This is a genomic window from Acinetobacter sp. ANC 3813 (assembly GCF_002135435.1).
Lineage (GTDB): Bacteria > Pseudomonadota > Gammaproteobacteria > Pseudomonadales > Moraxellaceae > Acinetobacter.
This window is the reverse complement of the sequence record NZ_NEGK01000003.1, coordinates 321670-334391: the sequence shown is the minus strand read 5'-3', so window position 1 is coordinate 334391 and position 12722 is coordinate 321670. Positions and strand designations below refer to the sequence as shown.

Sequence of the window (12722 nt, the reverse complement as noted above, 5' to 3'; positions counted from 1 at the left end):
GAAATCATGAACAGTTTTATTACTGCGGCTTTGGCGAAAGAGTTGTCGGAAAATGCCAATTTAAATATTGACCTGTATAAGAGCCGTCTTGCGCAAATGATTGAAAATAATGCTCAGCAAGGAAATACGGCAGTTTTTACGGTATTGCCTAAACATCTGCCTTTAGAAGAAATTCGAAGTTTATCCGCTGAATTGACAGAACTTGGCTATCAAGTGCGATTTGAAGTGAAAGAGTTTTTTTACAGTGTAAATGTGTATTGGATCTAAATGATAAAATTGCAGAGAATGATCCAATAAGCCGCAGTGTGCACAGAGTCGGCACATTTTTTGCTGAATGGTAAAATAACTCTCTAGCAGCGAAGACCATTCCATGCACTATCAAATTCATCCTTGTACTGACAATGCACAAGCTGAGCACCTTATTCTTTCATCAGGCCTTGGCGGCCATGGCGAATTTTGGAAACCGCAATTAGAGGCATTGCAGCAGCATTTTCATGTTTTGACCTATGATCATGAGGGCTGTCATGCAGATGCGGAAGCATTGCCTGCCGATTACAGCATGCAGCATATGGCGCAGCAGGTTTTAAATATTCTGAAAGATATAGGCATTCAAAAGTTTCATTTTATTGGCCATGCGCTTGGCGGCCATATTGGCATAGAGTTGGGCAGATTAATTTCAGCTGCTCAAGAGCCAATCGAGTTTGGCCGTTTAAGCTGCATCAATGCATGGAATCAGCTGGATGGGCATACACATAAATGCTTTCAGGCGCGCATCAGTTTGCTGAAGCATAGCGGAGCTGAAGCCTACGTGCGCGCACAGGCGCTTTTTTTATATCCGCCGCAATGGATTTCAGAACATCAAGAAAGTTTGGAGCAAGCCGAAAATGCGCAGCTCACGAACTTTCCGCTTTCACATAATGTGCTGATGCGTCTACAGGCGCTGCAACAGTTTAGCGTGAATGATCAGCATGCCGAGGCTTTAAAAAATACTCAGATACAATTGATTGCCAATCAGGATGACTTTCTAGTGCCTGTAAAAAAATCTGCAGATTTGCAGAAAAGCTTAGGGCAAGGAGAGCTTGAAATATTTGCTTCTGGGGCACATGCGTCAACGCAAACCGAAACAGCACAAATCAATGAAGCGCTGCTGAAATTTCTGCTGAGCTAAGCACGCACTTCAATAAAAGCATAACCAAAAGCCCGATCATCATATCGGGCTTTTTTTGTTTTGGGATAGCACGCTTGCTGAACTTTAGATGAAATTTTTAAATGCGCTGAGCAATGTCTTGGTTCATAAAGCGCACCTTTTTAAATCATTGCACACTAAAAATGCGCATAGAAGAATAGGGTGTTTTTTACTAAAAAGTAAAAACTAAAAATATTAAGTATATGAAAAATAAATATAAATAATAGTTGGCACAGCAATTGCTAAATAATAATTATAGTAAATATGTTTTTAAATTTAAGTGAGTTTTTTACTCATTGGTAAAATAAAGGTGGTGAATATGAAAATCGGTGTCTTCTGTCCAATTGGCAATAACGGCTGGTTACTTTCTGAAAATGCGCCGCAGTACAAACCAAGTTTCGAGATGAATAAGCAGATTGTACAGCGTGCTGAACATTACGGTTTTGACTTTGCTTTATCGATGATTAAGCTGCGCGGCTTTGGCGGTAAAACTGAATTTTGGGAACACAATTTAGAAACATTTACCTTGATGGCGGGTCTAGCTGCAGTCACCAGCAAAATTCAAATTTATGCAACAGCAGCGACTTTGGTTATGCCGCCAGCGATTGTTGCGCGTATGGCTTCAACCATTGATTCAATTTCAAACGGCCGTTTTGGACTGAATGTGGTGACTGGCTGGCAAGCGCCGGAATATACGCAAATGGGCATGTGGCCAGGTGATGAATATTTTGGCAAGCGCTATGAATATTTATCTGAATATGTGCAAGTGCTGCGTGATTTATGGGCGACGGGAAAATCAGACTTTAAAGGCGAACATTTCCAAATGGAAGATTGCCGAGTGAGCCCAATTCCGCAAGCGGATATGAAGATCATTTGTGCAGGCCAGTCAGATTCGGGCTTGGCATTCTCAGCACAGTATGCAGATTACAACTTTGTTTTTGGCAAAGGTTTAAATACGCCAACAGCCTTTGCTGATATCAATGACCGCTTGAAAGCGCATACCGACAAAACCGGACGTGACGTGCAAACTTACGTACTGTTCATGGTCATTGCCGCAGAAACAGATGAAGAAGCGTTTGCAAAATGGCAAAGCTATAACGATGGCGCCGATATGGAAGCAATCAACTGGCTGAAAAATCAAGGCGGCAAAGATACAACTTCGGGCAAAGATACCAATATCCGTCAAATGGCTTCCAGTGTTTCGCCAGTGAATATCAATATGGGGACATTGGTCGGTTCATTTGAAAATGTGGCGAAGATGCTGGATGAGCTGGAAGGGATTGAAGGAACAGGCGGCATCTTATTGACTTTTGATGATTTTATTCAAGGTATAGAAGATTTCGGTCAGCGTATTCAACCATTAATGACAAGCCGTCAAGGTGTAGTGATTGAAGAAGACCAAGCAAACTTAACACTTTTGGAGAAATCAGCATGAGCCAATTAACTACAGATACCGTGGTGTGCAGCGGTTTCACTGCAAAAGCAGGATCAGGAAAAATTTTAGCCGCAGCGCCGGAAGCGATTGCGCTTGCGCCTGAGCAAACTGCGCTGATTGTGATTGATATGCAAAATGCCTATACCTCAATGGGCGGCTACTTAGATTTAGCCGGCTTTGATGTTTCAAAAACGAAGCCAGTAGTTGAAAACATCAAAAAAGCCGTGGCGGCAGCGCATGAAGCAGGCATTCAAGTGATTTATTTTAAAAATGGCTGGGATGATCAATACCGTGAAGCAGGCGGAGAGGATTCTCCAAACTTCCACAAATCCAACGCTTTAAAAACGATGCGTAAAAAGCCTGAATTGCAGGGCACTTTACTGGCAAAAGGGCATTGGGATTTTGAACTGATTGATGAGTTGCAGCCTTTAGAACAAGACCTTGTGATTGAAAAACCTCGCTACAGCGGGTTCTTCAACACGGCTTTGGACAGCATGCTGCGCTGCCGCGGTATCCGCAATTTAGTCTTTGTTGGCATTGCCACCAATGTCTGTGTGGAATCGACTTTACGTGACGGCTTCTTCCTCGAGTATTTTGGCGTGGCGCTATATGATGCCTGCTATCAGGCTGGGCCTGTAGAGGCGCATGAGGCGAGCTTATTCAACATTAAAACTTTCTTTGGCTGGGTATCAGACACCAAAAACTTTGTTGAGACATTTAAGCCGCAATTGCAGCTTGAAAAATCAGCTTAAACCTTTTTGTACTTAGACTTTTTGACCCTATAGCTTGATTAAAAAATTTGGAGAATGCCATGCCTAAAGAAATTATTGTCCCAGCAGGAACGGGAACACCGCTTGCGCCATTTGTACCAGCAACGAAGGCAGACAATATTGTGTATGTTTCTGGCACTTTAGCTTTTGATGAAAATAACAATGTGGTGCATGTGGGCGATTGCGCTGCGCAAGCCCGTCACATTTTGGAAACCATTAAAAAAGTATTGGAAACGGCTGGCGGCACGATGGCAGATGTGACCTTTAATCATATTTTTCTGACCGATTGGGCCAATTACGCTGCCTTTAATGAGGTTTATGCAGAGTATTTCCCTGGGGACAAGCCAGCGCGCTATTGCGTGCAGACAGGACTGGTTAAGCCAGATGCCTTAGTCGAAATTGCTTCAATCGCACACCTGTAAATCTATATTTAACAGCAGGCTGAAATGCAGCATAGATCGCTTTCAGCCTTGGAGAATAGTCATGAACAGCAAATTAATGACGACGGAAATGATGAATCATGCAGAGCCACTGCATTCGACGATGACTGAAGCAAGCTTTGAAATGGATCAGCAATTATTCCGCCAAGGGATGTCCAATTTAGGCGCAGCAGTGAATGTGATCACAACCCAAGGCCCGGCAGGCCAAGCGGGTTTTACGGCATCAGCGGTGTGCAGCGTGACCGATACACCGCCGACTTTATTGGTGTGTTTAAACCGTTCGGCGTCTGTATTTGAAACATTTAAAGCCAATAAAGTGCTTTGCGTAAACACATTAAATGCACAGCAAAGCCAGCTTTCAAATTTATTTGGCGGCAAAACCCCTATGCAGGAACGATTTTCGCATGGTGTTTGGAACACTTTGACTACGCAAGCGCCTGTTTTAGAAGATGCTTTGGTGTCTTTTGACTGCGAAGTAGTACAGAGCATGTCTGTCGGCAGTCATGATGTTCTGATCTGCGAGGTAAAGGCCATGCAGCGTCAGGATGGTTTGAATGCACTGATGTATTTCAATAGAAACTATTGTGAACCGCAACCAATGAACTGAGATCCAGTCCCATCTGAAGGAGGGGAAACCCAATGAATGAAAAAGAAACGTGGTTTCCGAAATTTAAGCCTTATCAAGGCAATCTAGATACAACGCCAGTACAGACTGATGAATACTTACCTCCTGCAAAAAGCATGGTATTGGGGCTGCAGCATGCCTTTGCCATGTTTGGCGCAACTGTGCTTGCACCTTTATTGATGGGATTTGACCCCAACTTAACCATTTTCATTACCGGTATCGGGACGATTTTATTCTTTCTGATCACGGGCGGCCGCATGCCAAGCTATTTAGGCTCAAGCTTTGCGTTTATTGGTGCTGTTGCTGCAGTGACCGGTTACAGCGGAGTGGGAGTTAATCCGAATATCCCTTTGGCATTGGGCGGCACCATCGCCTGTGGCCTGCTGTATGCAGCCATAGGTTTGATCGTTATGAAAACTGGAACGGCATGGATTGAAAAACTCATGCCGCCGATCGTGACTGGCGCTATTGTCATGATTATTGGCTTAAACCTTGCGCCAGTGACCATCAAAAGCGTTTCGGGCAATACTTTTGATACATGGATGGCCGTTGTGACCATTCTGTGCATTTGCGCAGTTGCCGTCTTTACCAGAGGCATGATACGCCGCTTATTATTGTTGATTGGGCTTGTTACTGCATATTTTGTGTATTTCCTGCTCGCCAATGTCATGGGTTTTGGCAAGCCAATTGATTTCAGCGTGATTGGCAATGCCGCATGGTTTGGTCTGCCAAGTTTCCAAGCGCCTGTATTTGAAGCCAGCGCGATGCTGCTGATTGCGCCTGTTGCATTGATTTTAGTTGCAGAAAACTTAGGCCACTTTAAAGCGGTCTCTGCGATGACAGGTAAAAATCTTGATCCTTATATGGGCCGCGCGTTTTTAGCGGATGGCGTATGTACATCAATGTCTGCCTCTGTAGGCGGTACAGGTATGACCACCTATGCTGAAAACATTGGCGTCATGGCGGTTACTAAAGTGTATTCGACCACCATTTTTGTGGTTGCAGGTGTATTCGCAATTTTGCTGGGTTTATCGCCTAAATTTGGCGCGGTGATCAGCACGATTCCAGTCGCGCTATTGGGCGGCGCATCGATTGTGGTCTTTGGCTTGATAACAGTTGCGGGCGCCAAAATCTGGATTGACAACAAAGTTGATTTTACCAAGAACAGTACTTTATTGATTGCCGCAGTCAGCTTAATTATGGGCACAGGCAACTTCAGTCTGCATATCGGCAGCTTTGATTTAGGCGGTATTGGTACAGCGACTTTAGCAGCAATCTTCCTGAATTTCTTTTTAAATCGCGGTGAAGAAAAAACTGAAGAACTTAAAGATGAATCTTCAGCAGCGGCAACTGCAGTACATCACTAGGAGAATATTTTGAGTCAACGTGCAGCATTTATCGGACTAGGGGCAATGGGATGGCATATGGCTTCTCATTTGCCTAAAACAGGCTTAGAAGTTGTTGTTTGGAATCGCAATTTTGATAAGGCTATAGCACATGCAGAGGCCTTTGGTACGCAAGCTGCAGCAATTGAAGAGGCTGTTCAGGCAGATTTTATTTTCTCATGCCTGCCGACCAGCGCTGATGTAGAACAGCTCATTGCTGCTCATCCGCCTAAAGCGGGCAGTATTTGGATTGACTGCACCAGCGGTGTGCCAGAATCTGCGCAGCGCTTGAGCCAGCAGCTAAAAGTATTAGGATCTTCATATTTAGATGCGCCAGTTTCAGGTCAAACCATTGGCGCAGAGCGCGGAACATTAACGGTGATGATTGGCGGAGATGCTGAAGCCTTTGCCAAAGCAAAACCGGTGATTGATGCCTTTGCTGGCCTGATTGAACATGTGGGGGAAAGCGGTGCAGGCTTTGCAGTCAAAGCGGTCAATAATACTTTGATGGCAGCGCATTTGTGGGCACTAGCGGAAGGCTTGACGCTGCTCAAGTCGAAAGACGTAGATTTAGCTTCTGCGCTAAACTGCATTAATCATTCCAGCGGCAAAAGCAGCATGTCTGAAAATATTATGGCGCAGCGGGTGCTGAACCGCCGTTTTGATAAAACTTTTGCTTTGGATTTGCTGCAAAAAGATATTGGCATTGCAGTCAATCTAATTGCAGAAGAAAACCTGCAGCTGCCAGCCATGCATTTGGTTCAAAAACAGTTTGGACTGATTGAAAAGCAGCAGGCGCAGCAGCTGGACTTTTCAGCCGCAGTGCAAAGTTTGGAGCAGCTGAACAGAATTGAATTGTCTTAAGATCATTCGAAATAAAAAAACCGCAGAATTCTGCGGTTTTTTTATTTAACTTTTATTTATTCAGGCTTTTGATAATCGTTAATCACTTCTAAAGCCGCTCGGAATGCTTCCTGAGTTGCCGGCGCGCCGCAATACGGCAAGCTGTGCAGCAACACTTCTTGAATTTCTTCAACGGTCGCGCCGTTATTGAGTGCGCCGCGGACATGGCCTTTCAATTCGGTAGGGCTTTTTTGCGCAGTCAAAAATGCAATAGTAATTAAAGAGCGGTATTTACGCGGCAGTACGCCTTCACGTTGCCAAGTTGAACCCCACGCATGTTCATTGATCCAGTCCTGCAAAGGCTGGGTAAACGGCACAGTATTATCCTGTGCGCGTTTAACGAAACTTTCGCCCATGACTTCTGTGCGGACCTTTAAACCATTTTCATAATCTTGCTGTGACATGCAGCATCCCTCTGTTCGCTAATTTTGCTTTATAGCCTATACCCATGAGCGTGAGATGCCATTGGCTGATGGTCGTACAAAAAAGCCATCCATAGTCTAAGCAGTGGATGGCTTATTTTTTATTGGTGGTTGATCTGCACTGTATTGTTCCAGCTCCTTTTCCTTAGTAACGCAGAAAAGCTTCTGGCTCGTCATCGGTATGCTGCTGTATTTCTGCAGAAGGCGCAGGCGGCAGATGCGGGTTTGATAGTTCCAGCTCATGCAGCAGCTGCATGTCAAAAATATCGGTCAGCATACTGTCATAGCGCTGAATATTATATGCCGTCAGCTGTTCTGCCTCCGGTTGGCTTATAAAGCTTTGTGCCAGAGCGTCAGCAAGGTGTTCTTCAAAGGTTAAGCCTTTAAATTGACCTTTAGATTCTGCCTTTTTGAACTTATTCCATATCGGTTCAATTTGAAGCAGCTGTAAAAAGGCATTTTCCATGCGGCCGCATACTTCATGCGGATCAGTTGTGTAGTACACATGCTTTTTCAGCTCTTGACGGAATGCATTATCTTGCATCATATATTCAGCGGCATCGCGTTTCAGCTGATCAGTGGGTTTGCTGACCGCACGGCCAAAGGGGAAGCAAATCAGTTTAATGAGGCCTGAAGCCATTGGGATAGGGAAGTTTTCAAACAGTCCATAAAAAGCTTCCTGCACATTATGAAGCGCTTTATCCAAAGCCAGCTGCGCATGATTTTGCTCAGCATCTGATCTTTTTCCTTGCTCATAGTATTTAAGAATGGCTGTGGCAATAAACAGGTAGGAATGAATATCTGCTAAACGCCCTGAAAGCATTTCTTTACGTTTAATATCACCTGCCAGCAAGCCAAGACACATATCTGCAGTCAGGGCAAAGTCCGCACTGAAACGGTTGATTTTTTTATAGTAGGGCAGACTGAATTCATCAGCGCGTTCTGATGCATCAGATGATCCGCCGCTAAATGCATAAGCCAATGCGCGTGCGGTACGGTTAAAGGTGTAGCCCAAATGCTTGAACAGCATGTCATTAAAGCTTTTTAGCGCCGTATCTTTATCTTCTGCTTGCAGCAGCTGCAATTCTTCAAACAAGTAGGGATGGCAGCGCATTGAACCTTGACCAAAAATCATTAAAGAACGGCTCAGAATATTGGCGCCTTCTACCGTAATAGATACTGGAATAGCCTGATAATTCAGAGCTAGAAAGTTGCGCGGGCCAAGCTGTACAGCACGTCCGCCTACAATATCCATGCCGTGATTGACAATTTTTCGCATGGTTTCAGTGGCATAGTATTTAGCCATCGCCGTCATGACGGCAGGTTTCCCGCCTTGGTTCAGGCCGCAAGTTACTAAATAGCGGAAGGCTTCCAGCATATAAGCATCGCTGGCAATGTCACTTGATGCTTCCTGCACGCCTTCAAAGTTGCCGACAGAAATTTTAAATTGCTGGCGAACTTTGGCAAATGCCCCAACATTTAAATAAGCCATTTCTCCAGAAGAGGTTGAGAGTGCCGGCAAGGAGATTCCGCGGCCTACAGCTAGGCATTCCATCAGCATACGCCAGCCTTTGCCTGCGTTTTGAATGCCGCCAATAATCCAGTCTAAGGGAATAAATACATCTTTTCCTTCAACTGTACCATTCATAAAAGGCGAGCCTGGGTTATGGCGCGGTCCTGTAATGACACCGTCATGACTGGCAGGAAGTAAAGCGCAGGTAATGCCATATTCGGTTTTGTTTTTATCACCCAATAAGCCGTCTGGATCATACAGTTTAAAAGCAAGGCCAATCACCGTTGCGATGGGTGCAAGAGTAATCCAGCGCTTAGAAAAATTCATGTTGAGGCCAAGCACTTGCTGACCTTCAAAGTTGCCATAGCAAACGACGCCTGTATCAGGAATAGCGCCTGCGTCTGAACCCGCCTCTGGACTGGTCAATCCAAAACAGGGGATTTCTGTGCCTTTGGCTAGGCCCGGCAAGTAGCGGTCTTTTTGCGCCTCAGTCCCATAATGCAGCAGCAGTTCTCCGGGACCTAGGGAGTTAGGCACCATACAGCTAACAGCTGCAGTTAATGAGCGGGAAGCGATTTTGCTCATTACGCGGCTTTGCGCAAATGAACTGAACTCACGTCCGCCATATTCTTTAGGAATAACCAACCCAAGAAAACCATTGTCTTTGATAAACTGCCATGCTTCGGGCGACAGATCTTTATGCTTATGATGAATATCCCATTCGTTCAGCATGGCGCAGAGCTGTTCAACTTCATTGTCTATAAAGGACTGTTCTTCGGCACTCAGCTGCGGATAAGGGTAAGCATCAAACTTTTTCCAATCTGGCGCACCCATAAATAATTCTTTTTCCCACCAGCTGGTCCCTGAATCCAGCGCTTCACGTTCTGTGCTGCTCATAGTCGGCATCGCATTCGCAAGAATTTTATAAGCAGGTTTCGAAATTAAAGCCATTCTTAGCGGCTCAATCAGCACAATAAGGCTCATCAGAATGAGCGGAATGCCTAAAATCAGCGACCATAGGCTTACAAAAGCTGCTGCAAACGAGGCAATAATGAGGCTAATTGCGCCAGCAGTGCGTGATAATTCGAAGAAAAATACTGCCCAGAGAATAATAATTAACAGTACAGCACTGAGTATGAATAGCATTATTTTAGCTCCAGTGACAAAAGTTCAGTTCGTATAGCGTTGTATTACAGCCATATGGGGAAAAGTATTTTTATGGGATGTCTATATCTTGGCTTATGTCTGTTGATGACTGTTAAAAGCATTACAAGGCTGAATTCTATAATGATGAAATTGCTCTAAAGCCATGAAAGAGCAAATTATATTTATTTTAGATTGGTAAAAAATCAATCATAAAGCAATCTTATTCACGCAAAGAAATGTCACATTGCGTAAGTGTATGATGCTTAAACTTTTGATTAATGTGCTTCAACGCCTTTAATCACAATGCTAAAAAGCCCCAAAGTCAGGGGGCGTGAGGTTATAGCATGCTGATTATTGTTTTTAGGACCTACTCTTATTTTTAGGATTTATTGTTATTTTGATTCAGCCTCAAACTCTTTAAAGTCTGCTTTTCGGATCATGGCATGTATGCCTTTAGTGCGGTCTACAACTTGTGAAACCTCAAAATCAGTAGCTGCACTGAGATAAGCGTATGCCAGCGCTTCATCGATGCCGTATTCTTTATTTAAGAAACGGATTGCTTCACGGGTAGATTTTTTCATGGCTTCATCCAGATCTGCATCTAAGCCAGGGGTAATCCAAAACTCTGCATTTTCTGCCAGAGGCTGTTTAATTTCTTGACCTGGAATCTTATCTTTGCCGGACTTGAGCAAAGTAAATTTTAGTGTTGCACGCGCTGAACCTTCCAATGCTGTAAGTGCAACTTCACCATCACCCTGCACAAAGTGGCTGTCGCCCGTGTAAAACAGTGCGCCCGGAACTTGAACAGGGTAGTAAGCAGTCGATCCAGCACCTAACTCATTAATATCGATATTGCCGCCAAAGAAAGAAGGCGGAACTGAATGAACAGGCTCACTGGTCTTGGCTGCGACCCCCATAATGCCCATGAAAGGCGCTAGCGGAAAACGGATTGATTTTCCAGAAGCTGTTTTAATTACGCCTTCATATTCACCCGCGGCATTTTTTTCAATCGGTGTGAAAACTGAAACATTGCCATAGCGCTCTGGGTGTTTTTCAGAGGCATTTTTTTGCTGTGGTGTTTTGGGAAATTCCCCAACCAATGCGCCTTTGCCATGACGGTTGGAAATTACGCCATAAGGCACGCGCGGCTCAACTTGCATAACCTCTACTTTTAAAATATCACCTGGTTCCGCACCCTGAATTTCGACGGGTCCCGTCACAATATGCGGCCCATCTTTCTGAAAATCATGCTTTAGCTTGGATTGGGTAATTAGTTTGGCTTCGGGAAGAATCTGCTGTTTATTGACGCCTTTGGATTTGAAGTATTTTTCTGCATCGCGACCTTGGTCTTCTAATAAGCCTTCATGTGAAACGGTATCAAAAGTAACAATACTGCCTGACGGAACGGAAAGAACCGGTTTTGCATCCTTATTAGGTAAATAGCCCCATGTGATGGTTTCAAGTGTAGAAGGTACATAATAATTGTTTTTATATTGTCCCTCGGTCAGCAGGGTTGGCTTAGTGCTGATTTGTTCAAGCATTTTGAATTCTGCCGCATGAACAGTTGGAAATGCAAAAACAGTTAGGGTGAAAATTGACAGCGCTGTGCGTTTGAACATAATGAACCTTTATAAAAGCGGTAAAAATATAAAGGTAACTTTGCAAATGTTGTGCCAATAAAAGGATGTAAATTAAGTGAAAAGTGCACCATTTTAGGTGCATATTAGTATTTCTGCTTAATTGAAAATATTTGGCTGTAAAAAAGCCCTCAAATAAGAGGGCTTTTAAACTTAGAATTTCAAATTATATGAAGATTAAGCTTCAATGGTTTGCACAGCAATTTTTTTAGCTGGGTCGGCTTTGCGTCGAACTGCTGGAACTGGCTCACCATAGTATTGGCGGTCTGCAAAGTAGCTTGAACGCACCATTGGCGCAGCCCAAATATTTTTGAAACCTAATTTTTGGCCGTGAGCTGTATAGCGCTCGAATTCTTCAGGCGTTACAAAGCGGTCAATAGGCGCATGCTCTTTAGACGGCTGCAAGTATTGACCAATCGTAATATAGTCAACATCGTGCGCTTTTAAATCGTCCAGAAGCGCAATCACTTCTTCTTCCGTTTCGCCAATACCCACCATCAGGCCGCATTTAGTCGGAACATCTGGGCAGTATTCTTTAAACATTTTCAGCAGGTTTAAAGAGTGCTGATAGTCAGAACCCGGACGCATCGCTTTATACAAGCGCGGCACGGTTTCGATATTATGGTTGAACACGTCAGGCGGGCATTCAGTCATAATGCGAAGCGCAATATCCATGCGTCCGCGGAAGTCTGGAACTAAAATTTCCAGCAAAGTTTTTGGACTTAAATCACGCGCTTCTTTAATACAGTCTACAAAATGCTGTGCGCCGCCATCCAATAGATCGTCACGGTCTACAGATGTAATCACGGCATATTTTAGACCAAGATTGGCGATGGTTTCCGCCATGTGGCGCGGCTCATCTGGGTCTAAAGCATTTGGACGGCCATGCGCAACATCGCAGAATGGGCAACGGCGTGTGCAGATATCGCCCATAATCATGAATGTAGCTGTACCGCCGCCAAAGCATTCTGGCAGGTTTGGACAAGCAGCTTCTTCACATACGGTATGCAGCTTTTGTGCGCGTAAAGTTGTTTTGATGCGCTGCACTTCATCTGGCGCCGCCATTTTTACTCGAATCCAGTCTGGCTTTCGTGGCGCTTCTACCGTAGGAATAACTTTTACAGGAATGCGGGCGACTTTTTCTGCGCCGCGAAGTTTGACACCCTGTTCTGGTTTACGGTTTTCAGACATATTCAACTTTTCCACTGTTTAGACGGGGAGATGTTCTCAAAAATAGCCCATTCATTATAGCGGAAATGC

12 protein-coding genes are annotated in these 12722 nt (G+C 44.4%); 8 read left to right on the top strand and 4 right to left on the bottom strand.

Going from position 1 to position 12722, the window contains the following annotated elements; genetic code table 11:
- Positions 1-6: 6 nt before the first annotated feature.
- From B9T34_RS06490 to B9T34_RS06455, 8 genes are all read left to right on the top strand, one after another.
- Positions 7-267: a hypothetical protein gene (locus B9T34_RS06490; protein WP_086212451.1), complete on the top strand. Its 261-nt coding sequence runs from the start codon at positions 7-9 to the stop codon at positions 265-267.
- A gap of 103 nt (positions 268-370) precedes the next feature.
- The gene (gene rutD, locus B9T34_RS06485; protein WP_086212340.1) at positions 371-1168 is read left to right on the top strand and encodes a pyrimidine utilization protein D; all 798 of its coding nucleotides are present in this window, start codon (positions 371-373) and stop codon (positions 1166-1168) included.
- Positions 1169-1505: 337 nt separating this feature from the next.
- Positions 1506-2621, top strand: coding sequence for a pyrimidine utilization protein A (gene rutA, locus B9T34_RS06480; RefSeq protein WP_086212339.1), 1116 nt, complete (start codon positions 1506-1508; stop codon positions 2619-2621).
- Positions 2618-3373, top strand: a complete 756-nt coding sequence (gene rutB, locus B9T34_RS06475) for a pyrimidine utilization protein B (protein ID WP_086212338.1) — start codon at positions 2618-2620, stop codon at positions 3371-3373. The genes rutA and rutB overlap by 4 nt, the downstream gene beginning before the upstream one ends.
- A gap of 59 nt (positions 3374-3432) precedes the next feature.
- Positions 3433-3813 (top strand): pyrimidine utilization protein C, encoded by a 381-nt coding sequence (rutC, locus tag B9T34_RS06470; protein ID WP_086212337.1) that lies wholly within the window; start codon positions 3433-3435, stop codon positions 3811-3813.
- Between the two features lie 88 nt (positions 3814-3901).
- Entirely contained in the window at positions 3902-4438 is a 537-nt protein-coding gene (gene rutF / locus B9T34_RS06465) for an NADH-dependent FMN reductase RutF (protein WP_228147419.1), read from the top strand.
- A gap of 32 nt (positions 4439-4470) precedes the next feature.
- Positions 4471-5823 carry a pyrimidine utilization transport protein G gene (rutG, locus tag B9T34_RS06460; protein ID WP_086212335.1) on the top strand — a complete coding sequence of 451 codons (1353 nt, stop codon included), beginning with the start codon at positions 4471-4473 and terminating at the stop codon, positions 5821-5823.
- A gap of 9 nt (positions 5824-5832) precedes the next feature.
- Entirely contained in the window at positions 5833-6705 is an 873-nt protein-coding gene (locus B9T34_RS06455; RefSeq protein ID WP_086212334.1) for an NAD(P)-dependent oxidoreductase, read from the top strand.
- A gap of 56 nt (positions 6706-6761) precedes the next feature.
- On the opposite strand, the gene B9T34_RS06450 is transcribed toward B9T34_RS06455, so the two are convergent.
- The 4 genes from B9T34_RS06450 to lipA form a co-directional block, all read right to left on the bottom strand.
- Complete coding sequence (locus tag B9T34_RS06450) at positions 6762-7148, bottom strand: carboxymuconolactone decarboxylase family protein (RefSeq protein ID WP_086212333.1); 387 nt, start codon at positions 7146-7148, stop codon at positions 6762-6764.
- Positions 7149-7311: 163 nt separating this feature from the next.
- On the bottom strand, positions 7312-9825 hold the full coding sequence (locus tag B9T34_RS06445; RefSeq protein WP_086212332.1) for an acyl-CoA dehydrogenase: 2514 nt from the start codon (positions 9823-9825) through the stop codon (positions 7312-7314).
- A gap of 392 nt (positions 9826-10217) precedes the next feature.
- The gene (locus B9T34_RS06440) at positions 10218-11444 is read right to left on the bottom strand and encodes an acetamidase/formamidase family protein (RefSeq protein ID WP_086212331.1); all 1227 of its coding nucleotides are present in this window, start codon (positions 11442-11444) and stop codon (positions 10218-10220) included.
- Positions 11445-11639: 195 nt separating this feature from the next.
- Positions 11640-12653: a lipoyl synthase gene (lipA, locus tag B9T34_RS06435; RefSeq protein WP_086212330.1), complete on the bottom strand. Its 1014-nt coding sequence runs from the start codon at positions 12651-12653 to the stop codon at positions 11640-11642.
- Positions 12654-12722: the final 69 nt, after the last annotated feature.

Coding starts and splice junctions, on each gene's coding strand:
- rutA (WP_086212339.1), top strand. CDS start 1,506: ATGAAAATCGGTGTCTTCTGTCCAATTGGCAATAACGGCTGGTTACTT.
- rutD (WP_086212340.1), top strand. CDS start 371: ATGCACTATCAAATTCATCCTTGTACTGACAATGCACAAGCTGAGCAC.
- rutF (WP_228147419.1), top strand. CDS start 3,902: ATGATGAATCATGCAGAGCCACTGCATTCGACGATGACTGAAGCAAGC.
- B9T34_RS06450 (WP_086212333.1), bottom strand. CDS start 7,148: ATGTCACAGCAAGATTATGAAAATGGTTTAAAGGTCCGCACAGAAGTC.
- B9T34_RS06445 (WP_086212332.1), bottom strand. CDS start 9,825: ATGCTATTCATACTCAGTGCTGTACTGTTAATTATTATTCTCTGGGCA.
- B9T34_RS06490 (WP_086212451.1), top strand. CDS start 7: ATGAACAGTTTTATTACTGCGGCTTTGGCGAAAGAGTTGTCGGAAAAT.
- B9T34_RS06440 (WP_086212331.1), bottom strand. CDS start 11,444: ATGTTCAAACGCACAGCGCTGTCAATTTTCACCCTAACTGTTTTTGCA.
- rutB (WP_086212338.1), top strand. CDS start 2,618: ATGAGCCAATTAACTACAGATACCGTGGTGTGCAGCGGTTTCACTGCA.
- rutG (WP_086212335.1), top strand. CDS start 4,471: ATGAATGAAAAAGAAACGTGGTTTCCGAAATTTAAGCCTTATCAAGGC.
- rutC (WP_086212337.1), top strand. CDS start 3,433: ATGCCTAAAGAAATTATTGTCCCAGCAGGAACGGGAACACCGCTTGCG.
- lipA (WP_086212330.1), bottom strand. CDS start 12,653: ATGTCTGAAAACCGTAAACCAGAACAGGGTGTCAAACTTCGCGGCGCA.